The organism is Rhizobium sp. NLR16a, assembly GCF_017948245.1.
In the GTDB taxonomy this organism is placed as follows: Bacteria; Pseudomonadota; Alphaproteobacteria; order Rhizobiales; family Rhizobiaceae; genus Rhizobium.
Window position 1 is genome coordinate 2,034,051 of sequence record NZ_CP072865.1, and the last position, 20,580, is coordinate 2,054,630.

Sequence of the window (20,580 nt, forward strand, 5' to 3'; positions counted from 1 at the left end):
CGCCTGCCTCAGATGGGTGAACATTCTGGGTTTCCCCGCCCAGTCCCGAACCTCCATTGCCAAGGCCACCGTTGACGGCTTTACCGGAATCGGCAGCAACCGCAGTCCCGATAAGAGATTGGTTTATACTCGGAGCAAAGAACAAAGCAAAAGAAACCGCTGCAGCAAAAGCTGCAACACCCGAACGAAACCGACGCATGAATCCCCCAGATGAATCAAGACGTGCTTAAATTTACACCCTCTAAAGTCGAAAACACTTCATAATGCAAGTAGCACTCCGCCGAAATGCAAAAAAATGCAACTAACGAAAGTTGCAGGAAGCATCTGAGATCAGTAATGATCCAGCGTTCGGCATTCACTTCTACGACGCTCCGAAAGCCTGTGGATAGTGCAACTCAACGCGCATGAATCCTGCAACGCGTGGTAGTTCGCATTACAGTGTTGATTACAAAACCGGTGATTCGGTCCTCATAAATTCATGCAACCATGATTGTCGATAGCGCGCTCGATTTCCGCGACTGGTGGTGCGCCGAAATTCGGCGCATGTTATTTCTGCGACCTCAAAGCAGGCACTACCCCATTGTCGAGATAGGACGATCGGGAGTTTCTGTTATCTGGCCGGATGGCTCGCGAGCGGAGGAGGTATCGCTTGCCGAGATCGAAGCAATTTTCGGACGTCGCAGAACCTGCTCGCTTGTGCTGGCCAAGGATCGCTACATTCGCCGCACGATTACGAGATCCCAGCTTCCCTATTCCAGGGCCAGGGAGATAGCGGCCGCCGACTTGACCGCGGCAACTCCATTTCGTCACGACGACGTTTACCTTATGCCGATCACAGGCAACGCCTCCGAAGGCACGACCTACGCCATTGTAAAGAAACCCTTGCTCGATCCGGTCGTTTCCGCTCTCACCGCCGCCAAAATAAAGATCGGAGGCATCTCGCTCGCCGTCTCAGATGGCTCGGCCATTCATCTCACGCAAAGAGCAGTCAGCGAGCTTTTGCCGAAAGCTGCTCTTTCCCTGTCCCATTCGACACGAACGGCAATAACCCTATCTCTGCTGCTTTTGGCGGCCGGCCTGACGCTTGCGCACGCGGTCCTTCGATACGAGGGCGCACTATCGGATCTTGAAAGTGAGATCGCCGCAAAGCGAGAGCAGGCAAGCGCAGTGCGGGCATCTTTAAATGAGCGCGCGAAAGCCGTCGCCGCTTTGGACACCGCGCGGCGGCGCAAAGATGAGTCCGTTCCCGTCATCCAAATATGGGAAGAGATGAGCCGTCAATTGCCGGATACGGCATGGCTTTCCGACATGTCGATCGACGAGGAAACAGTGACCATGTCGGGCTTTTCCCAGTCGGCGGCGAGCTTGATCGGGCCGCTGGAAGAGTCTCAGCTCTTTAGCGAGCCCAGTTTTACGTCACCGGTTGTGCGCGAGGCTGGCGGAACAGACGAGCATTTTGAGATGCGCCTGAAGGTCGAGCGGAAATGACGGACCTGCTGATCGGACTGATGAACGCACCGCAGCGGGTGCAGCAGATGGTTGCCTTTGGATTGCTCGCCTTTGGCACGTTGTGCGTCATCTGGATTTCAGTGCTTACAGGAGACCAGCTGCGCGGCCTGGCGAGCGACATTGACGCGAAGCGATTTGAACTCGGCAAGCTGAACGCAATATTGTCGCGACGGCCTCTGGATGGAGCATCCACGGCCATTTCCGCCGACGTTGCCGCTGCCCTCTACCTCCAGGGCGATACAATGCCCGTGACACGTGCGCGACTTCAGGAGCGCATCAACGCGATCGCAGGAGAAGCCGGGGCGGTCGTTATTTCCATTAGTGTTCTTTCGGAATCTTCGCGCGACGGCGTGCCGTTAATTGGGGTCACAGCTGATATCCAGGGAAGCTTATCGTCCGTTCATAGAGCCATGGTCGGCATCGAGACGTCGAGACCTCCGCTTGTCATTCGAAAAGCTACCATTCGGGCAACCAACCCTATCCAACAGGGACAGCTTCAGGCGCCGCTTCAGCTCTCAACAAGCATGGAAATCTACGGGTCGGTCAATCCGGCAACGAGCGGCCGGCAAAGAGCGGCAGAAGCCAAATGAGATTTCGAGTCCCTGACACGAGTTTTCTGACGACGTTGAGCGCCGCTGCTGCACTCAGCACGCTTTGCCTTGTCAATTTCGCACTGTATGAAATGGCGGTCGATATTTCTCCGCCTGACGCCTCCGAAGAAAGGACAATTCGTCCTTCGGCCACGCCAGCGTTGGAGACCAAGGCGACAGTAGACTTGTCCACTTCACCTGAGACCTTGTCCAGGCCAGTATTCAGTCCAACACGCCGGGAATTCCTCCCCGTTGTTGTCCCTGCAATACCTCCGCCCGAGCCGGTTGTCGCTGCGCCAGCGGTGCAGCTTCCCGCCTTTCGCCTTGAAGGCATTCGAAAAATTGGCCCTGACCTATCGGCGCTATTGGCGGTCAACACAGATGCCCCATCGCAATGGCTGCCAATCGGCGGCACGATCGAGGGGTGGACCATCGACCGTATCGACATTGACAGCGTCGTCTTGCGCGCCGGAGATCAGCAGGCGGTCGTCAACCTCTATCCCGCTGAAGGCCTCGATGTCCGACAAAACTAAGAGGCGAGCAGACGACTGCGCTGATGAGGATGGTTTTGCGCTCCTCGCGGTGCTTGCCTTTCTGTTGTTATTCGCTGCGCTACTGATCCCGTTTTCATCCGCTGCCCGTCTCGCCGCTCTGACCTCCCATCACAGTTTCGAGCGGAGCCGGCTTGCCTATGCGGCGGAGGCGATCAATGCCTATACCGCAATGAAGCTTGAAACCGATGGCGCCTGGGGCGCAACCATTGCCGGAGAAGCGAGTGGAAGGTCATGCGCCTCCGGCGACGCGATCGTGACGCTTCGCATTCTCGATCATGCCGGTCTCATTGATCTTAATGTCGCTGGATTAGCCACCATAGAAGCCGGCTTGGCGGCCTTAGGCTTGACCGCCCCACAAGTTACGGATGTCGCCAGCGCAGTTATTCTATTTCGCTCTCGGCAATATTCCAATTCGCCGATCCCGGCCAAGTCGGAGCCGGAATACGGCTTCAAGCACGCGCCCTTCGAAGATGTGGTTGAACTCCTCGATTTTCCGGAAATGCGGCGGTTCAGCCCGGAACAGATCAGCGAAATATTCACCGTCGATAGCCACAGCGCCGCTGTCAGCCGCGAATTCGCATCTGCCTCCCTCCGCTCTCATCTGACTGATGTTAGCGGTGAAATTCGACATCGGCTGCAGCCTTCGGGCACCTATACGCTGGCGACAAAAATCAACAGCCAAGGCGAATGGGCAACTGATGCCAGAATTGTGACGACCGGTGACGGTCGACAAACCAACCGCCGTGTGTGGGCGTTGCCGCTTTCGTCGATTTCACGGCGCGGTCTTTCGGATTGTGGGCTCCTCTTAGGACCTGATGCGGCCTCTTGGCTCAAGGAGGCATTGTAACAATGCAGGTGATGGAACGTTCTGAGAAATTTCTCGCTCATCTCGTCAATAGCGGGTTGGTCACTCCGGAAGCCATTCAGCGAATAAGATCTGCAAGGCGGCAGACCGGCCAGCCATTGGACGTGGTTATTCGGGAACTGGGCGTACTTGCCGAACTTACGATTGCATCAGAGATCGCGAGCTCCCTCGATCTCGAGGTCATCGAGGATGGCCTCCCCGGAAACGGCCTTGAATGGCTCGAAAGGCTGGGCTGGGATTTCGCAACCGAGAAGGCGATCGTTCCCCTGGAGAAGGCCGATGACTATCTTCGCCTAGCTGTCGCCGACCCATTTGATCATCAAACAACCGAGGCAGTCTCTTACCTCTTCGATCTGCCATTGCGAATTGGTGTGGCGCCGAGAAGCACCATCGAAGAGCATATTGGCCGTCTTCGACGAGAGTCGAACGCCCCGCTCGATGAGTCGCTTGTAGAGGAAGGGGCCCTCGATGTCGATCTCGAGCGACTCCTTGATGTGGCGCGCGATGCCCCTGTTGTTAAATTTGTCTCGAAGATTGTCCAAAGAGCAATCGACGATAAAGCGACAGACATTCATCTGGAGCCGCAGGCAGAGACGCTCCGTATCCGGCTTCGCCGCGACGGTATCCTGCTCGAAACGGATAATGCGCCCAAATCGCTTCATACGGGCGTGATAAGCCGTTTGAAAATTCTCGCGCGGCTTAACATAGCCGAACGTCGTCTGCCGCAGGATGGCAGATTGCGTTTGCCCGTCAGAGGCCAGGAGGTCGACTTCCGTCTTTCCGTCGTGCCTTCGGTGCATGGGGAAACGGCAGCACTTCGCGTTCTCGATCGCGAGAACATCAAACTCGATCTGGCATCACTAGGCTATGATCCGGCCGCGGCGAGCAAGCTCGACAATCTGACGAGGCGCTCGAATGGCCTCATTCTGGTGACTGGCCCGACCGGATCCGGTAAGACAACAACCCTCTATTCGATCCTGTCGGGGCTCAATCGGTCGAGCGTGAAGATTTTCACGGTGGAAGATCCTGTCGAATATCGCATTGCCGGCATCACGCAATTGCAGATCGATCCAGCGATCGGCCTTTCGTTTGCCACTGCGCTCCGTTCTGTTCTGCGGCAGGATCCCGATATCGTTCTGGTCGGCGAGATTCGCGATCGGGAAACCGCCGAAATCGCAATTCAGGCAGCGCTCACTGGTCGACTCGTTCTTTCAACTTTGCATACGAACAGCGCGATCGGCGCGTTCAATCGGCTTCGCGATATGGGCGTCGAGCCGTTTTTGCTGGCGGCGACAATAAGAGGTGTGATCGGCCAGCGGCTTCTGCGGCAATGCTGCGAAGTTTGTCGAGACCTTTCGTTCAAAACCGACTGCGTCGCTTGCGAAGGGACCGGCTTCAAGGGACGCAGGGCTACCTATGAGATCCTGGAGGTTTCCGAGCGGTTCAAGGAAGAGATGCGCGCGACCAGCGCCGAAGAAGATCTCGAAGCTGTGGCCATTGAGAACGGCATGGTTCCACTTCGCCAACACGGGCAAAAGCTGGTGGAAAGAGGCCTGACAACGATGGATGAAGTCTTGCGTGTCATCGATGCGGATTAGTCGCCATGCCTAAGTTTGGATACAGCATTTTTTCTGGTGACGGCCGAAAACGGTCTGGCACGGTCGAAGCCACAGATATCGCCGATGCTCGCCGGAAGCTTCGCTCACCGGGCGTGACGATTTCCGACGTTCGGCCCTATGGCGATCGAGGTTTGCAGTCATATCTGCGTCTTCCCAAGTTCGAGCCGAGTTTTGACCAAGCCCGGTTCTTCGGCAATTTGGCAGTCTTGGTGGCGGCCGGGCTAACGTTAGACCAGTCCCTGCGTTCGCTGAGCGCTTCCGCTACCCACCAAAACGAGCGCGAGCGTCTCGACGCTATGCTGGAGCAGATATCTGCCGGGGCGGCGGCCTCATCAGCATTCGCTTCGCTCGACGATCTGCCGGATGACATTCTGTCGCTGATCGCAAGTGGGGAGAAAACGGCCCGGCTGGGGCATGTTCTCTCGGTCATCGCTTCCGACCTGGAACGCCGGAAGAATCAACGCAAGCAGTTGATGGATGCGCTGCTCTATCCGGCCTTTCTGCTCGTCATGATGATCATAGCGCTCGGCGTCGTCACATTCGTGCTTGTGCCGGCTCTTGAACCAATCTTCCAGAGCTCGGAGCGAGAGACCCCCTTGCTGATCGCCGTCTTGTCGGCAGTTGGAAAGTTCATTGAAAATCCAGCCTTCCCGCCTGTCGCTGTGTCGGTTCTGACCCTTACCGGAATTCTTTTTGCATGGCGGGCCCAAGAGCTCTCCCGATTGATGATGGCTGTCGCGCTCAAGATGCCGATTTTCGGGCCACTCATTATCAAGATGGCGCTTGCCCGCTACCTGCAGACCCTAGCGCTGCTACTCGAAAATGCTGTTGCCATGCCCCAGGCTCTGGCTCTGGCTGCCGATGCGTGCACGATTTCCATTTGCAGAACGAAGTTGTCACCGATCCGCGAAGCGGTGATATCAGGGCGGCGCCTTGCCGAGGCCTTAGCGGAGACAAAACTATTCCCGCCGAGCGTCGTGTCGCTGACCGCAGTCGGAGACGAGGTGAACAAGCTCCCTGCCGTACTCGCCAACGGATCGAATATCCTGCGATCTGGGGCCCAGAGGACCCTCGATAGTCTTCTCTCGCTCATCACTCCAGCGATAACGATCCTGCTGGGACTGCTCGTCGGCGGACTGGTCATCTCTGTCATGACGGCGCTTCTCAGCGTCAACGAGCTGAGCACGCAATGAGCGCAAGAAGCTCCGCCCATCGCCATGCCGGGAGTGCTGGTTTTACGCTCATGGAAATGCTTGTGGTTTTGGCGGTATTAGGGATGGTTCTCGCCGTCGCACTACCGCAATTTCATCGTGCGGGTTCGTCTACAACAGCAACCGTCGCGTCTTCAATCGTTCGAGGCGCGCGCTTAGCGCGATTGGTCGCCATCAAGCGGGGGTCAGATACCACTCTATCGATCGATACGGCCACACGCACCGTGCATTTTGATATCAAACATGAAGATATCGTTATTCCGGCTTCTATGTCGATGGTCGCGACGGTTGGCCGCAATGCCGCGACCACTGCCTCCAAGGGGAGCATTCAGTTTCTTGCTGATGGAAGCTCGTCGGGTGGCGAGATCCGGCTTCGTACCGATAAGGAGAAGGAGATCAGGGTCAAGATCAGTTGGCTAACGGGCTCCGCCACAATGGTGTCCGATGATTAATCCGCCACTGCAGAACGATGCAGGCTTTACTCTATTGGAGATGATCGTAGCCTTTGTCATCCTATCGATTTCGATGGCTATCGCATCTCAGACTTTGGCAGTTGCTGTTAGGAGTTACCGAACCGCGACTGAACGAAATGAAATGTTGGAGTTAGTGCAGACATTGCGGGCGGAAGAAATTCCCAAACTGACAAGCGCCAGCGCACGGCAGAAAGAAGGAAAAATGGGTCTGTTGCGTTGGAGAATTCGCATGGTCTCGCCGCGCGAACGAGACGCGACAAGCAGTTCGAATTCATTTGCCATCATCTCTGTCGGACCAAAAGCCGGCGCGTTTCGTCAGACCTTCCTGGTTACGTCATTGGTGCAAGGTCAACAGCCATGACGCTGTCCGTAAACTCAAGGAAGGACGAAGAAGGGTTCACTCTTGTCGAAATGCTGGTGACGCTTGCGCTGCTTGCCGCGCTGAGTGCCGTCATGATCGGGGCAATCACTCAGTTTCGCCCGCTAAGAAGGTTGACTGAAGGCGCTGATGGCCAAACGGAAATGATCGCCGCAATCGAATTTCTTCAGCAAACGATCGCCGATGCACGCAGCGTTTATCTTCTTACGGGCACCAGTGAAAAACGGCTTGCATTCGAAGGAACTTCTCATTCGTTGCATTTTCCGACCGTGCTGAGAGTGGGGACGGATCAGCTTGCTCTTCGGGACGTCCTCATCGAGCTCCAGGAAAATGGCGGAAGCGTCTCAATCGTGCTGCGTGATGCTCCACGCCGCTTGGGAAGAGCGATGCCCGCGCCGGTATCCTTTTCCATCATCGAGGATATCGTTGACGCCCATTTTGAATTCATGGACGCGCCGCAGCCCCCCGAAGGCCAAACCGCTCCGACGTGGTTGAACCAATGGAATCGTCCGGAAAAGATGCCTTATGCTGTCAAGATAACCTTGGAGGCAAAACGCGGCACGGCGCCGATTTCCGCCGCAAGAATAGCCTTCTTGCGGTGAGCCATTAAGCTATTCGCTCCGAATATCTGCGTCCTGCCCCTGCCCCCCAGCCTTGCGGTCGCGCCCAAGGGAGATTACCTCGTAAGGCCGGTCCTCCGCCGGGCTCTTATACTGATAAGCCGTGCCCCAGGCATCCAGGATGACACCGGACTTCCTAAGGTAGGGGCCGTTCCAGACACTGCCGTCGGATGGCGTCTGCGTGAGTGCGGTTAGCCCCTCCTCGGTAGAGGGGTAACGGCCGACATCGATGTAGTAGAGCTCTATCGCGTTTTCGATGTTCTTGATCTGAGCTTTTGTGGTCTCGACTTTTGCTGAACCCAGGTACTTCAACACCTGTGGCGCCACGAGAGCGGCAATCAGGCCGATGATGGCGAGTACGACCAATAGTTCAACGAGTGTAAAGCCTTCAATCGCCTGATTGCGATCCGCTGACTGCTCATTACTGTTCGGAATGTATTTGGTCATTATCCAATCGCCTGACTGTAAAAGGTGTTGAAATTCCATGTGACGAACAACGCGAGCGCCAGAAACGGGCCGAAGGGAACCCGAAGCAATGTGATGTCAGGTGTTCGCTTGGCGATGACGCAGAAATAAAGCAGTGCAAGAGCGGATGCGATGAACAGGAAGGCGGGAAAGCTCCACGGATCCAGCCAAACCGCTGCGGCACCTGCGAACTTGACGTCCCCGAGGCCAAGACCGACGACGCCTCTGAAACGCCAATAGACGTACCTCAGGGTCCAGAACATCAGAAAGACAAATGCGCCGAACAGGAGCGCGAGGGCCAATGCCTCAAGCCCGGCCAAGAGTTTGAAGGCCGCGCCGACAACGAGAACGATCGCATTCAACCGGTTCGGAATCACCAGACGGTGAAAGTCGACATAGCTGACCGCAAGCATGCAGACAGCGAGGATCACAGCGAAGGGAACGAGCAACATCAATAGGCCAGCCGCTTGAGATCCTGTTGAACGGCATTTTTTCCTCCGCGTCTTTTTTGAATGTCCGACCGGAAGTCCAGTTGTCTGCGAAACTCGTCGGTCACATCGCGGGCTTCGCTCACGTCGCGAACGATGCGTGGTTTGATGAAAATCAGGAGCTCGGTTTTCTTGATCGAATCCGTCTTGTTCTTGAAGGCATTGCCGAGGAGCGGAATATCGCCGAGAAGCGGCACTTGGCTGCGGTCCACGCTGTTTTTCTGTTGGATCAGACCGCCCAGAGCCAAACTTTCGTTGTCGTTCACAACCACCCGCGTCGAGACTTTGCGCTGTTGAATGGTTGGCGAGTCAATGCCTGATGAAGTCGTCTTCACGACGTCGCTGACCTCTTGCTCGATGTCGAGCATGACTCGCCCGGAACTATTCACCCGCGGAATCACCGACAGAATAATGCCTGTATCCTTCAACTGGATTGAATTGATGACCGGCGAATCTCCGTTCACGCTTGCGGCCTGCTGCGTCACGATCGGAACCTGGTCACCAACCTGCAATGTCGCCTTTTGATTGTTCAACGCCATCAGCGTTGGCGCCGAAACGACGTTGACGTCTGTGATGCTGGAGAGAGCGTTCAGCGTCACGCGGATGTCGTTGGTCGCATAGCTCCAGCCGAAGCCGGGAAATGCCATGCGAGTGCCTCCACTTGCAAGATCTGAAAATGCGACGCCGAAATTGCCGTTTTCGAAAAACCAGCGAAGACCGAACTTCAGTTCGTTGTTCAACGTCACCTCAGCGATAACGGCCTCGAGAAGAACCTGGGTCGGGACGACATCCAGCTGCCGCAAGAGCTGTTGAATATGCTCATATTCCCGAGCGGTCGTGGAAATCAGCAAGGCGTTGTTTTCGACATCGGCAACAATCGAGGTTTTCACCTTGGCCGGTTCCGCACTGTAGCCTTCGAGCGGGCTCGGCGCAGCTGTTTCAGTCGCCTCTGCCGTTTGGGCCTGGTCATCCGCCGTTGAAAGGCTCGCCTGCTCGAGATTGGGAGCAACTGCGTTTGCGGACTGGCCGGCCGCGTCTGAAGACGACTGTCCGTTGACGACAGCCTGCAATACCTTGGCAAGCTCTTTTGCGGGCCGGTTCTGGATGTCATAAACGAAGAGCTGCTCTTCGTTGGTGCTTGCAAGCCGATCGAGCTTCTGAATCCAGCTTGAAGCGCGCTGCAGGTACGCCGGGCGCGAGGTGATCACCAATACCGAGTTCAGACGCTCGTTGGGAATGAAGCGAATGATCTTGCCGCCGCCGCTGTCGTTGGCAAAGATCGTGTCGAGCTCTTTGGCGACGGCAGATGGCTGTGACGCTTTCAAGGGATGAAGAGCGACCGACATGCCTTCCATCCAATCGACGTCGAATACGCTGATTGCCTCGCGCATGGCGGAAAGATCATTGTTCGTACCGGCAAGCATCAGAAGGTTGCGTGTCGCATCCACCCGCAGGATCGAGCCCTGGCGGCTGATCGGCTCAAGGATACCCTTCATCTCCTCGGCGGAGACATATTTGAGCTCGACCACTTGCACCTTGATGCCAGGCCCCTTCGGCGAGACCGATGGCACGCTCACCTGTGGGGTCGAGGAAAACGCCTCAGAAGAAGGAACGACTTGATAGCTATCTTGCCGCTTCACCACGACTGCACCGTTGACGGACAAAGCGGCCTCAAAAATATCGAGGAGTGCCTCGCGAGACACAGGGCTTGTCGTCTGCAATGTCACGGTGCCGGAGACGCGTGGATCGACGATATAGTTCAGGCCGAGCGTATCTCCGAGTACGCTTTTTGCGGCCGCCGCAATGGACGCCCCGACAAGATTGAGGCTGTAGCCATCTCCACCCTTCGAAAGCTGTCCGACTGACACGGGCGGAGCGCCGTAAGACACGAATGTGCCGCTCCCTTGGTGCATGGCGCCATTGAAGTTTTGGTCCGATGACGCGCTACCAATAACGCGGGACGAGAAGCGGGTGGTCGGAAGAGGTTTGCCGGTGGAATCCAGTTCGTTCAGCTTGACCGACAGCACATCTTCTACTGAATCCGTGGAGCTACAGGCGGCGAGCAGCAGCAAGCCGAACAGACAAAGGGGCACCACAGATTTCATGAAAGGGACTCGCTCTTCTAATGAAGAGACATTACGCACCTCGTCATCTGCCCGCATCCGAGGGCGGCTGAAATGCTATTAGTTTCCACAATTATTAGTAGATATTTAATGAATGGAAAACGCCGCTGGTCTTCAGTATAGCGTTTCACCTCAGAAGCCTCCAACGTCGGCTTCTTAACCGTCCCCTCTTGGGCTAACGCAGACACATCCGGTCGGCTTAGATTGAAGCTTTCGCCGATATAGCTCTACATAGTTTGGAAGCTGCTGTTGGTGGCTTCGTCTTAGGAGGTTTAGCCGGTCTGCTCGACCGGGTGCCGTTTTCGTTCGCCGTCTGCGGCACCAAGGCGAGATGATCGCGGTGTAAGAAGGACTTTTCCTGCGTGGTGCTACCTGCACCGATTGCGACCTTGGCGACCGGATAAGTGAAGGTCACCGGAGCGTCGTCTCGGCGACGTTTGATAACCGGTTGGCGCGGTCCCCCTTCAACACTCGAAGCCGCCGTTGGCTCGTGCCACTGTCAATGACACCGACTCGCCTTGTTTGGGCTTCGACACTCGAGTCAATGAAATCTGTTAAGAGCGGAGCAGCGAAACCGCCTTTCTGCTGCGGCCACGATCATCTTAGCATCACCGGAGGTTATGTCTAAGTCCATTGCAAAAGGCTCTGCCAGTTCTGATCTCAGTTGAAGGATATGCACTAAGCTATTGCGGGCGGCAATCCGGTCTTTATCCGCTTCGTTGATCATGATCTCTAATAACCTGCACCCTAATTCACGATCATCGAAATTTTCAAGATAGATGTCAGCTAGGTTTATCGCGCTCATCCGGCTGTTCTCCCATCCGATATCGTCGTCTGACATAATCAAAGAGCGCAGCATTTCTCTGTATTTTTCGACCAGGCCCAGGTATCTGCATAACGCTTTTAGAGCCAGCTCCCCGTAAATGTCGCGATCCGGACCCGACAAATACCTTTCGATCAATATCGCATCAGAAGCGTCGCCGCAAAGACCGACAACATATATCGCAGAACTGATATTTCCTCGCGACGATCTAAGGATACTTCTCGCATACTCCAATTCATTCGCGGTTACCTCTCCGCGAGCTACCCCCTGCGCACGTTTGCGGATTTCCTTGATATCCATCTTCGCTCCATTCCGTATCTTCGACAGCCCATCCTACCGCTGCCCCCACGGGCTTGCCACATTTTCGCGCTTGTCGTGGGACCGATTGGTAATTTTTCCATTCAGCGCCTCGTTCGCGAGGTCCGCACTCCTGCTGGCTCGTGACCTGCCACGGGTAATTTCCTCCAGATTGGATTAGAGTCCGGCCCATTGAAGGACGGACGCATGAAGAAGCAGAGATTTACGGAAGAGCAGATTATTGCGGTGCTGAAGGAGCAGGAGGCTGGCGCGAAGGTGGCCGAGCTCTGCCGCAAGCATGGGATTTCGGACGCGACATTTTACAACTGGAAAGCCAAATACGGCGGTATGGAGGTCTCCGAGGCGAAGCGTCTGAAGGCGCTCGAAGAGGAGAACGCCAAGCTGAAGAAGCTGCTCGCCGAGCAGATGCTGGATGCCGCCGCACTCCGCGAGCTTCTGGCAAAAAAATGGTAGGGCCTGCCGCCAAGCGTGACGCCGTCGCGCATCTGAAGACCGTGATGGATCTTTCGGAACGGCGGGCCTGCCAGATCATATCCGCCGACCGCAAGATGATCCGTTATCGGCCGAGCCGACCGCCGGAGGTCGAACTGCGGGCAAGACTGCGCGACCTCGCCAACGAGCGACGGCGTTTCGGCTACCGGCGGCTGTTCGTCCTGCTCAAGCGGGAGGGAGAGCCGTCCGGGGTCAACCGCATCTATCGTCTTTATCGCAAGGAAGGTCTTTCGGTCCGCAAGCGCAAAGCCAGACGGCGTGCCGTCGGCACCCGTGCGCCGATCCTGGTCGAAGCGAAGGCCAATGCCCGCTGGTCGCTGGATTTCGTCCACGACCAGTTTGCCTGCGGAAGGAGGTTTCGCGTGCTCAACATCGTTGATGACGTGACGCGCGAATGCCTGGCGGCAATCCCCGACACATCAATCTGCGGGCGTCGGGTCGCCCGCGAACTGACGGCGCTTATCGAACGGCGCGGCAAGCCCGGCATGATCGTCTCCGACCACGGCACGGAGTTCACGTCGAACGCGATCCTCGCCTGGTCAAAGGAGCACAAGGTCGAATGGCACTACATCGCGCCGGGAAAGCCGATGCAGAACGGCTACGTCGAATCCTTCAACGGCCGCATGCGCGACGAACTGCTGAACGAGAGCCTGTTCTTCGGTCTCGGCCACGCCCGCAGCGCCATTTCCGAATGGGCGGAGGACTACAACAATTTCCGGCCACACTCATCGCTCGGATATCAGAGGCCAACTATGCCGGGACTATCGCCGCAACCGGCTCCAACGCTGCGCAAGATGAAGGCTACGCGTTTCCGCCGGTTGCTCCCACCGCGCCAAATGGCGTATCGAAAACCGCCGGGGCTCTAATCGCCGCTGGATGAAAGTTCAGTGGCAGGTCATGATCAACTCACTCTGACCGCGCCTTAGATCGGCGCGGTCGGGGCTCAGCTTCGAATTGGAATATTTCAACGGGGCAAAGTCAGGCGGACGACCAAACCCTTTCCCGCCGCACTCATCGCTTGGTGTCAAACCCCGGCAGACTTCGCCGGGACCATGGCCGAAACCGGCTCCAACGCTACGCAAGATGAAGCTTCGCGTTTCCGTTGCTCACACCGCGCCTGTTGGCGTATTCAAAACCCCCAGGCTCTAAGTCGTCACTGGGTGAAAGTTCAGCGCAGGCCGAACATCCCGCCAACTACATTGCCGGTATCGGCCTTTATCGGCGCGGCGAGTGGTGAACGCGTCCATCTTCCGTTCCCGAAAACCAAAGTGAAGTTGTTGGGATCGACTTCCACGCGTCGGACAGAAACTCTCGGTGGCAGGTCAGCTGGTAACTAGTTCCAAGCGCGAAACGTCATCTAACTCTTGCTGCCGCATCAGCTCCATTTCTTTCGGTTAATGCTCACGGGATATATCGTCTTTGCTCGACGGCTTCTGCAAAAGAATTTTAAGTTTTTCTTCGACAACGCGCTGGAATTCCCGGGCATACGCCTCAAATTCGCTTTTGTCTGCTCCCATATCCACACATCCGTCCCTCCACCACAACATCAAGATTGGAAGGTCCCAGATCAACAGTGCCACTTCCATTTTCTCACTATCACTATACGCAGCAGCATCAAGATGACGTATCTTCTCAATGGCTCTCACGGCTTCAATCTTTATAAAAGCCATCTTCCGGATGTTATAGAAGAAGCCACCGCGACTGAATTCCTGTTGAATTTGTTCAGCAAACCTCATCGTTTGCCCTCCCCCATTTTCCAGCCATTGGCGCCTCTCATAATTCCGACAATAGCCGCTGCGGGCACGTATCTCTCGATTAAGACTTCCTGATCTGCGATAGCAAGGCTGTCAGTTTTTGGATTCCCAGTGCCGCCTTGGGAATAATCAAAGTGTCTGCTCGGAACACGGTTCAGATCAATAGCAACCACCGTATCCGATGGCGCTCTTCCGCTGGCCGCATATTCTTGCGCTACGGCTAGCGATTTAGACGTCGAAATATACTGGCTCCGCTCCTGTCCGTCGTCAGCAATATGATAGCTCGGGTCGAGTTGGGCAAGGGGATCTTTCGCCATCAGACCTGTTGCGAGATAGGGCACTTCGTCTTGCCGAAGCCCTCGATAGACAAGACGCTTGTTGGCTTCTTCCTGCGCCTTAGTCGCGGTCGAGGTTGTCGTTGCGAGAAGTGCTGCAGTGGTAGTTGCTGCGACAGCCATTGCTGGGGAGCCCGATGGTCCCGCCGCAGCAAACGTCCTTGCTCCTGCGGCCGATCGAGCTACAGATTGCCCTGTCGTTCCACCAAAAAAACTCTCCAGTGCGCGCAAAGCATTCCCAATTGTTTCGGAGAATGTCTTCATTCCAACGTTCCCGACCGTACCACCTATATGCCCATTCGGATCGCTTTTATTGACGGGATCATTTTCGGAGTAGCTGTAGCGGTTTGTGCCGACGCCTTCCTTGGTCGGGTCCCAGTCATCCGGCGAGATGAACCGCCCGAAGGCCGGATCGTAGTATCTGGCATTGAGGTACATCAGCCCGGTTTCGGCATCGAAGCGTTCGCCGATATAGCTCTTCTTGGTCTGGAAGCTGGTGTTGGTGGCTTCGCCATAGGCGGCATAGCCGGTCTGCTCGACCCGGTAGCCGCTTTCGTTGGTCACCTGCCGCACCGAGGCGAGATGATCGCGGTGCAGGAAGAACTTGTCCTGCTCGGTGCTGCCTGATGTGACGACGATCTTGGCGTCTGGATGCGGATAAAGGGTGTAGATGTCGGTGCCGGGCGTCGAGCGGTCGATCTCGACATTGGCGTCGGGATAGAGGGTCGTGCCGAAGCCCCAGCTCTTCTTCACCCGGGCGCCGTCCGGGCCATAGGCGAAGCTCACCGTGGCGCCGTCCTGGGTGACGCTCGCCAGCCGGTTGGCGCCGTCCCAGCTCAGCGTGCGGCTACCATCCGAGACCATGTTGCCGTTGGCGTCATAGTCGATGGTCTTGGCACCGATCTGCGTTGCCGCATGCGGGCGGATCGCCGATGCCGTCGTCGGATAGACATAGCTGCCGACCCGCGTGCGGGAGAGAAGATTGTGATTGGTGTCGTAGCTGTAGGTCTCGTCGAGGCTGTTGTCGCCGGCATTGTCGGCGCCGGTCAGGCGAGAGAGATCGTCATAGCCATAGGTCCAGTTGTCGTTGGCTGCCAGGCCGGTGATGGTCTTGATCCGGCCGAGTTTGTCACGGCTGTACTGATTGTCCATCAGCACCGTCGTGCCCTTCGCCGTCGTCACCCGCTCCAGCCAGCGTCGCGTCGGCGAATAGGCGAAGGTCGTCTTTACGCCATTGATGTAATTGATCGTCTGCGTCTGGCCGTCGGCCTCGTAGCTGGTCGAGTCGATCAGTCCCGGGATCCTGGAAAGCAGGTCGGCGTCGTTATAGAGCCAGGGCAAGGTCCGCTTGCCGACGACGATGTTGGCAGGCTGATAACCGATCGCCGTGGTCTTGCCGGTCGGGCCATGCTCGACGGTGGTCGTGCTCGCCACGCCGTCGATGACCGCCCGGGTGATGACCTTGTCGCCGGCACCGTTATAGAAACGGGTGTAGGTCAGCGTCGCATTGGCGTTCTCGGCCTTGGTCAGCATGCCGGCATTGTGCGACGAACCGGTGGCGGCCGGCTCGTCATAGCTGTTCTCAGCCAGCAGGGTCGGCACCGTCGCACCCGGTTCCGTCACCTCCTTGCGGGTGACCCGGCCCATCTGGTCGTAGGCGATCGTCGTCACCGCGCCGCGCGCATCCGTCTGGCGGATCAGCCGGCCGGCATCATCATAGGCATAGGACCAGTTGCCGAGATCCGGATCGCTTGCCGTCAGCCGGTTGCCGAGCAGGTCGTAGGTATAGGTCCATTGCGCGCCCTTCGGGTCGCGCACCCCCAGCAGACGGCCGAGCGGGTCGTAGCTGCGGTTTTCCGTGACCCAGTTCGCGCCGAGCTGCGACTGCAGGGCAATGACATTGCCGTCCGCATCGGCATAGCTGCGATGCGGATGGTTTTCCTCGTCGGTCATGACCGTTAGCGACACCGGCAGCCTGGTGACGTCGGTCACAAGTGCCGACTGCGCCGCATATTGATAGAGCTTCTGGCTGGTGTCGGGATTGACCTGCTTGATCACCCGGTCCTGCCAGTCATAGCTGTTGGTCGTCCATTGTATCGTCTCAGGCTCGGTCGCGGCGGCCTTGAATCGGACAAGTGATGTCTTCTGCACGTTCCCACGCGCATCATAGGCGGTCTCGGTGATGCGAACCGGTCCGGTGGCAGACGCCCCGGGCGTCTCCACCTGCCAGGGCCGGCCGAGGCCGTCATAATAGGTGCGGCTGAAGACCTCGCCTGTCCCGTTGGTCCGCGGCGAAGAGGTCACCACCGCCTGTGTCGTCGGGCTGCCCTCGTTCTCATAGCGGGTGTTGAGGTAATTGCCCGATCCGGCATTCACATAGCCATAGGGCCGGCAATAGGCGTCATAGGTGAAGGTCTCGACGATGCCGTTCCAGTCGGTCTTCGTCGCCGGCAGCCCGCAGACCAGATCGTAGGTGGTCGTGCTGGTGAAGCGGCTGTCACCCGTCAGGGCGCCATTGGCGAAGTAGCGCGGCGCCCGTTCCGCCACCGGGTAAAGATGATAGGTGGCGTCGTAGTCCCATTCGCTGCGGTTGCCGAGCGCATCGGTCTCGGCAATCCGGTTGCCGTAGGCATCGTAAGCGTAGCTGGTCGGCGACACCCGCGGTGTGCTGCCGACGCTCATATAGGCAAGCTTCTGCGTCAGGTTGCCCTTGACCGGCGGCGTCGCAACCGCCGTCGCATCGTCATAGAGATATTCCTCTTTGCTGCCGATCGGCGACGCGGCATCGACACCGAGACGAACCGTCTTCGAAGTCGGCAGCCCAACAATGTAAGCGGAGGTGTTCGGGGCGAAGGTGAAGGTCGTCGTCTTCTCGTCGCCGGTGGTGTTCACATTCTCCGTGCCGGCGGCATCCACCGTGCGGCCGCGATCCTTGATCTCGGTTACATTGCCATAGGCGTCGAAACTGCGTTCCGTCCGCAGGTAGGCCGTCGTGCCCCCCTCCGTCAGCTTCGTTGTCGTCGCAATGTTTCTGGCCTTGTAAGGCTTCGAGGCGATGCTGGCGTCATAGGTTTCGGTGATCGTCTTGGATGCCGTGTTCGCCGAGTTGCGCAAAACCGTGGTGTCCGGCAATCCGTAGCTCGCCAGATCCTGTCGGTACGTCGTCACGACGATCGGAGCGGCGGTATCTCCAGCTAGGATTGGTTTGGTCGTGCTGACGGTGCGATAACCCAGGAACTTCCGGGCGGCCGGATTGTAGAGACCCCCGGAATAAGAATAGCTGGTGGCGGCAGAGTTTCCGCGTCCATCGGCGACGGTCACCTTCGTCACCGGATGCATGACGACCGGCATGAAGCTGTTGGTAAAGCTCGTCGAAGGGGCGTAGTTGACCGAAATCGTCCCACCCGTTTCTAAGGTGACGGTCCGCAAGAGATTCGGGTTGCCCGGACCGGCATTGGAAATGACAGTGTCCGTCTGGGAAGCGACGAAGTCGGGAAGGCCATCGCCATTGAAGTCACCCGACAGACCGGAACCGCGCTGCAGGAAAGGCGAGATGACGAGACTGTTGCCGGAGCTTCCAAACCAAAGGCCATAGGCTCTGAGGTCCTTGAAGGGATCGGTGTCCTTTCGATCCTTGGCGGCGACAACGTCGACCTTGCCGTCATTGTCCATGTCGCGCAGGATCGGCGTGCCCTCAAGTGCCAGGCCGCTTGCAACCTGGATGAAGCTATAGCCAGTCCCGAGCCAGACCGTTGCCACGTAGCTCCCCGATCCGGACGGCGTCGCCTTGACAACGTCGGTTGTGCCATCGCCATTCATATCCGCAAGGGCGCAGTAATAGGACGCGGAACTGCAGTCAACGCCCATCGCCTGGCCGGTAAACGAGCTGCCGCCGGCGTATTTGTACGCGCTGAGAATCTGGCCTCTGACGTAACCCTGGCGACCGCCGCCAGAAAAATCTGCAACACCGCGAATATAATCGCCGACATTGAAGAGCTGATCGTATCCATCGCCGTCCGGATCCACGGACGCGTTCTTGACTGTATTAGAACCGTCGTAATCCGTGGGAATGGCGTTACAGACAGCAGTATTGGCGTTCGGGCACAGCGAAGTCGACACGTTCAACGAGGCATCGGTTGTGATAATGCCGCTAACACGGGTCTTGTCGATAATGCTGCATCTGTTTCGCACGTTATAGGTAAATGCGAGATCCTTGGTCAGCTTTCCCGACACAAAACGGCCGCCGAAATAGTTCGGAACCAGCGCTCCCTCGTAACAAGAATTCGTTGGAACAGCGATAGTCGACGTGCCGGCGACAGCGCCGGTGCCGCTAAATTTCGTCAACGTAAATTTGAGGGGGTCAGCCACATAGGTACGCAAACCGGAATCATAGTGATAAGCGAGAAAGGATCCATAAAACTCGTCTCTGCCATCGAAATTCAGATCGCCGATTTGCCGGGAGAGGAAATAGGAGAGCTGCTTGGCGCCATCTCCAGGCGTTAGCGCCGGGAACTGATTGTTCAGCCGCGTGTAGCTGTAGTTGATGTTGTCATAGACCATCGACCGTATGGTCTTATGGGTCCCACTGGTGATGTTGGTATTCGAATCGACGACCAAATCGCGGCCATAACGATCGACACGCACAAGGCGGGATGCGTTCGAAAAGGGCGCCTGATTGTAAAAGAGGGCGTAGCCGCCACTGAGGCCGGCTTCGGCAGCCACGCTATAAGCGACGGATTTCAACCGGTAACGGTTCCATGTAATCCCCGAACCATTGGCCACCGGCTGATAGTCAGGCCGAGGCTCGTAGCCGAACGTAATATAGGAGCGGCTGTCGTATTCGATCCGCGTCGGATAACAGGTGGGAATATCAGGGCAGGTATAGAAATAAGTCACCCGATTGCCGTTCGGATCCACCACCGAGGTGGGCAAATAACGCCCGCGCCAATTAGGATCACTATGTGGTGCGTTGGCAATTTCCGCCACAGACTGGAAGGTCGTCAACACCCCTTTATTGTCTGTAACTGTCCATCTGTTGGAACTGAGAATAATCCGCTGAGACGACTCATGTTCGGTTGTATGCGTCGATCCGGGCTGGCAGCTGGACGCAGCCGAACAGGCAACGAGAGGTTCGCCGTTCAGCACATAAACGTCACTGGCGTCACTCCATGTCGGGACGCCGCCACCGGGACTTTCCCGCTCAATGACATCGAGGCCGTCGAGACCCCAGCCGTATCCAAGCCAGCCTTGATACAGGCCGCCGAGCCGAGACTTGCGCGCCGAATTGTAACGAAGCGTCAGCCTGGGAGCAATATCGTAATAATCCGGCAGGTCGAGGCTGATGAGCTGTGTGAATGATCCATTGCTGGAGATTTGCGGAACCGATGCTTTCTCGGGCGCATTGACCGCAGCCGAATCCGGCTGGACTGTCGTGGCCGTCGCCGCTAGCGTGGTGGCGCCTGCCGCTTGCGTCGTATTCGACTCAGCCGACGAAGCCGCGTCCTTGGCCTGCCCGTCAACCGTCAGCGTCTCACCGTCGGCGGCGCCTTCGGCCGGCGCCAGACCTCCCTTGCCGAGCGTGGTTCGGTCGACCGTCTTATCTGGTTGCGAGGAAGCGTCAGCGGTGGAGGTGAGATTGGACGTTGCTGGAGCCTCGGTGGCTTTCGCGCCGAGGCCGGCCGTGCTTCCATTGCCAAGGCCACTGCCACTGGTTTTGGCGGTATCGGCCGCAACCGCGGTTCCGACAACCGCGGAGTTTATGCCCGGCGCGACAGACAACGCAAAGAGAACCGCTGCAGCCGAAGCCGCAACACGCAAACGAAACTGACGCATGAATCCCCGGATGAATCAAGACGTACTGAAATTTCCACTCTCTAAAGTCGAAAATATTTAAGAACGCAAGTAGACAAGTGTGAGGTTCAAGAAATAATTCTCAATCATCAACAGCTGAGGTATTGATCGC

The 20,580-nt window shown here is 57.1% G+C and carries 15 protein-coding genes and 1 pseudogene; 10 read left to right on the plus strand and 6 right to left on the minus strand.

Annotated elements, in window-relative coordinates; translation table 11 throughout:
* Positions 1-486: 486 nt before the first annotated feature.
* Genes J7U39_RS09950 through J7U39_RS09990 form a run of 9 tightly spaced genes read left to right on the plus strand, consistent with a single transcriptional unit; the run spans position 487 to position 7,802 of the window.
* Entirely contained in the window at positions 487-1,488 is a 1,002-nt protein-coding gene (locus J7U39_RS09950; protein ID WP_210628080.1) for a PilN domain-containing protein, read from the plus strand.
* Positions 1,485-2,099 carry a type II secretion system protein GspM gene (gene gspM, locus J7U39_RS09955; protein WP_210628081.1) on the plus strand — a complete coding sequence of 205 codons (615 nt, stop codon included), beginning with the start codon at positions 1,485-1,487 and terminating at the stop codon, positions 2,097-2,099. Before J7U39_RS09950 ends, gspM begins: the two co-directional genes overlap by 4 nt.
* Entirely contained in the window at positions 2,096-2,632 is a 537-nt protein-coding gene (locus J7U39_RS09960; RefSeq protein ID WP_210628082.1) for a hypothetical protein, read from the plus strand. Before gspM ends, J7U39_RS09960 begins: the two co-directional genes overlap by 4 nt.
* The gene (locus J7U39_RS09965; protein WP_210628083.1) at positions 2,616-3,500 is read left to right on the plus strand and encodes a hypothetical protein; all 885 of its coding nucleotides are present in this window, start codon (positions 2,616-2,618) and stop codon (positions 3,498-3,500) included. The genes J7U39_RS09960 and J7U39_RS09965 overlap by 17 nt, the downstream gene beginning before the upstream one ends.
* Before the next feature lie 2 nt (positions 3,501-3,502).
* Positions 3,503-5,116, plus strand: coding sequence for a GspE/PulE family protein (locus J7U39_RS09970; protein ID WP_210628084.1), 1,614 nt, complete (start codon positions 3,503-3,505; stop codon positions 5,114-5,116).
* Between the two features lie 5 nt (positions 5,117-5,121).
* Positions 5,122-6,330 carry a type II secretion system F family protein gene (locus J7U39_RS09975; RefSeq protein WP_210628085.1) on the plus strand — a complete coding sequence of 403 codons (1,209 nt, stop codon included), beginning with the start codon at positions 5,122-5,124 and terminating at the stop codon, positions 6,328-6,330.
* Positions 6,327-6,800 carry a GspH/FimT family pseudopilin gene (locus J7U39_RS09980; protein ID WP_210628086.1) on the plus strand — a complete coding sequence of 158 codons (474 nt, stop codon included), beginning with the start codon at positions 6,327-6,329 and terminating at the stop codon, positions 6,798-6,800. The genes J7U39_RS09975 and J7U39_RS09980 overlap by 4 nt, the downstream gene beginning before the upstream one ends.
* The gene (locus tag J7U39_RS09985; protein ID WP_210628087.1) at positions 6,793-7,182 is read left to right on the plus strand and encodes a prepilin-type N-terminal cleavage/methylation domain-containing protein; all 390 of its coding nucleotides are present in this window, start codon (positions 6,793-6,795) and stop codon (positions 7,180-7,182) included. The genes J7U39_RS09980 and J7U39_RS09985 overlap by 8 nt, the downstream gene beginning before the upstream one ends.
* Complete coding sequence (locus tag J7U39_RS09990) at positions 7,179-7,802, plus strand: prepilin-type N-terminal cleavage/methylation domain-containing protein (protein WP_210628088.1); 624 nt, start codon at positions 7,179-7,181, stop codon at positions 7,800-7,802. The genes J7U39_RS09985 and J7U39_RS09990 overlap by 4 nt, the downstream gene beginning before the upstream one ends.
* Before the next feature lie 9 nt (positions 7,803-7,811).
* Here the strand turns inward: J7U39_RS09990 and gspG are convergent, their stop codons facing one another.
* The 4 genes from gspG to J7U39_RS10010 all read right to left on the minus strand — a co-directional run bounded on the left by gspG (position 7,812) and on the right by J7U39_RS10010 (position 12,019).
* Complete coding sequence (gene gspG / locus J7U39_RS09995; protein ID WP_210628089.1) at positions 7,812-8,267, minus strand: type II secretion system major pseudopilin GspG; 456 nt, start codon at positions 8,265-8,267, stop codon at positions 7,812-7,814.
* The gene (locus J7U39_RS10000) at positions 8,267-8,737 is read right to left on the minus strand and encodes an A24 family peptidase (RefSeq protein ID WP_210628090.1); all 471 of its coding nucleotides are present in this window, start codon (positions 8,735-8,737) and stop codon (positions 8,267-8,269) included. The genes gspG and J7U39_RS10000 overlap by 1 nt, the downstream gene beginning before the upstream one ends.
* Positions 8,737-10,878, minus strand: a complete 2,142-nt coding sequence (gene gspD, locus J7U39_RS10005; RefSeq protein ID WP_210628091.1) for a type II secretion system secretin GspD — start codon at positions 10,876-10,878, stop codon at positions 8,737-8,739. Before gspD ends, J7U39_RS10000 begins: the two co-directional genes overlap by 1 nt.
* Positions 10,879-11,437: 559 nt before the next feature.
* Positions 11,438-12,019: a hypothetical protein gene (locus tag J7U39_RS10010; protein WP_210628092.1), complete on the minus strand. Its 582-nt coding sequence runs from the start codon at positions 12,017-12,019 to the stop codon at positions 11,438-11,440.
* A gap of 204 nt (positions 12,020-12,223) precedes the next feature.
* Between J7U39_RS10010 and J7U39_RS10015 the strand changes: the two are divergent.
* Positions 12,224-13,409, plus strand: a pseudogene (locus J7U39_RS10015) (IS3 family transposase).
* Between the two features lie 514 nt (positions 13,410-13,923).
* Here the strand turns inward: J7U39_RS10015 and J7U39_RS10020 are convergent.
* Positions 13,924-14,265 (minus strand): hypothetical protein, encoded by a 342-nt coding sequence (locus J7U39_RS10020; protein ID WP_210628093.1) that lies wholly within the window; start codon positions 14,263-14,265, stop codon positions 13,924-13,926.
* Entirely contained in the window at positions 14,262-20,450 is a 6,189-nt protein-coding gene (locus J7U39_RS10025) for an RHS repeat-associated core domain-containing protein (protein ID WP_210628094.1), read from the minus strand. Before J7U39_RS10025 ends, J7U39_RS10020 begins: the two co-directional genes overlap by 4 nt.
* Positions 20,451-20,580: the final 130 nt, after the last annotated feature.

Coding starts and splice junctions, on each gene's coding strand:
- J7U39_RS09950 (WP_210628080.1), top strand. CDS start 487: ATGATTGTCGATAGCGCGCTCGATTTCCGCGACTGGTGGTGCGCCGAA.
- gspM (WP_210628081.1), top strand. CDS start 1,485: ATGACGGACCTGCTGATCGGACTGATGAACGCACCGCAGCGGGTGCAG.
- J7U39_RS09960 (WP_210628082.1), top strand. CDS start 2,096: ATGAGATTTCGAGTCCCTGACACGAGTTTTCTGACGACGTTGAGCGCC.
- J7U39_RS09965 (WP_210628083.1), top strand. CDS start 2,616: ATGTCCGACAAAACTAAGAGGCGAGCAGACGACTGCGCTGATGAGGAT.
- J7U39_RS09970 (WP_210628084.1), top strand. CDS start 3,503: ATGCAGGTGATGGAACGTTCTGAGAAATTTCTCGCTCATCTCGTCAAT.
- J7U39_RS09975 (WP_210628085.1), top strand. CDS start 5,122: ATGCCTAAGTTTGGATACAGCATTTTTTCTGGTGACGGCCGAAAACGG.
- J7U39_RS09980 (WP_210628086.1), top strand. CDS start 6,327: ATGAGCGCAAGAAGCTCCGCCCATCGCCATGCCGGGAGTGCTGGTTTT.
- J7U39_RS09985 (WP_210628087.1), top strand. CDS start 6,793: ATGATTAATCCGCCACTGCAGAACGATGCAGGCTTTACTCTATTGGAG.
- J7U39_RS09990 (WP_210628088.1), top strand. CDS start 7,179: ATGACGCTGTCCGTAAACTCAAGGAAGGACGAAGAAGGGTTCACTCTT.
- gspG (WP_210628089.1), bottom strand. CDS start 8,267: ATGACCAAATACATTCCGAACAGTAATGAGCAGTCAGCGGATCGCAAT.
- J7U39_RS10000 (WP_210628090.1), bottom strand. CDS start 8,737: ATGTTGCTCGTTCCCTTCGCTGTGATCCTCGCTGTCTGCATGCTTGCG.
- gspD (WP_210628091.1), bottom strand. CDS start 10,878: ATGAAATCTGTGGTGCCCCTTTGTCTGTTCGGCTTGCTGCTGCTCGCC.
- J7U39_RS10010 (WP_210628092.1), bottom strand. CDS start 12,019: ATGGATATCAAGGAAATCCGCAAACGTGCGCAGGGGGTAGCTCGCGGA.
- J7U39_RS10020 (WP_210628093.1), bottom strand. CDS start 14,265: ATGAGGTTTGCTGAACAAATTCAACAGGAATTCAGTCGCGGTGGCTTC.
- J7U39_RS10025 (WP_210628094.1), bottom strand. CDS start 20,450: ATGCGTCAGTTTCGTTTGCGTGTTGCGGCTTCGGCTGCAGCGGTTCTC.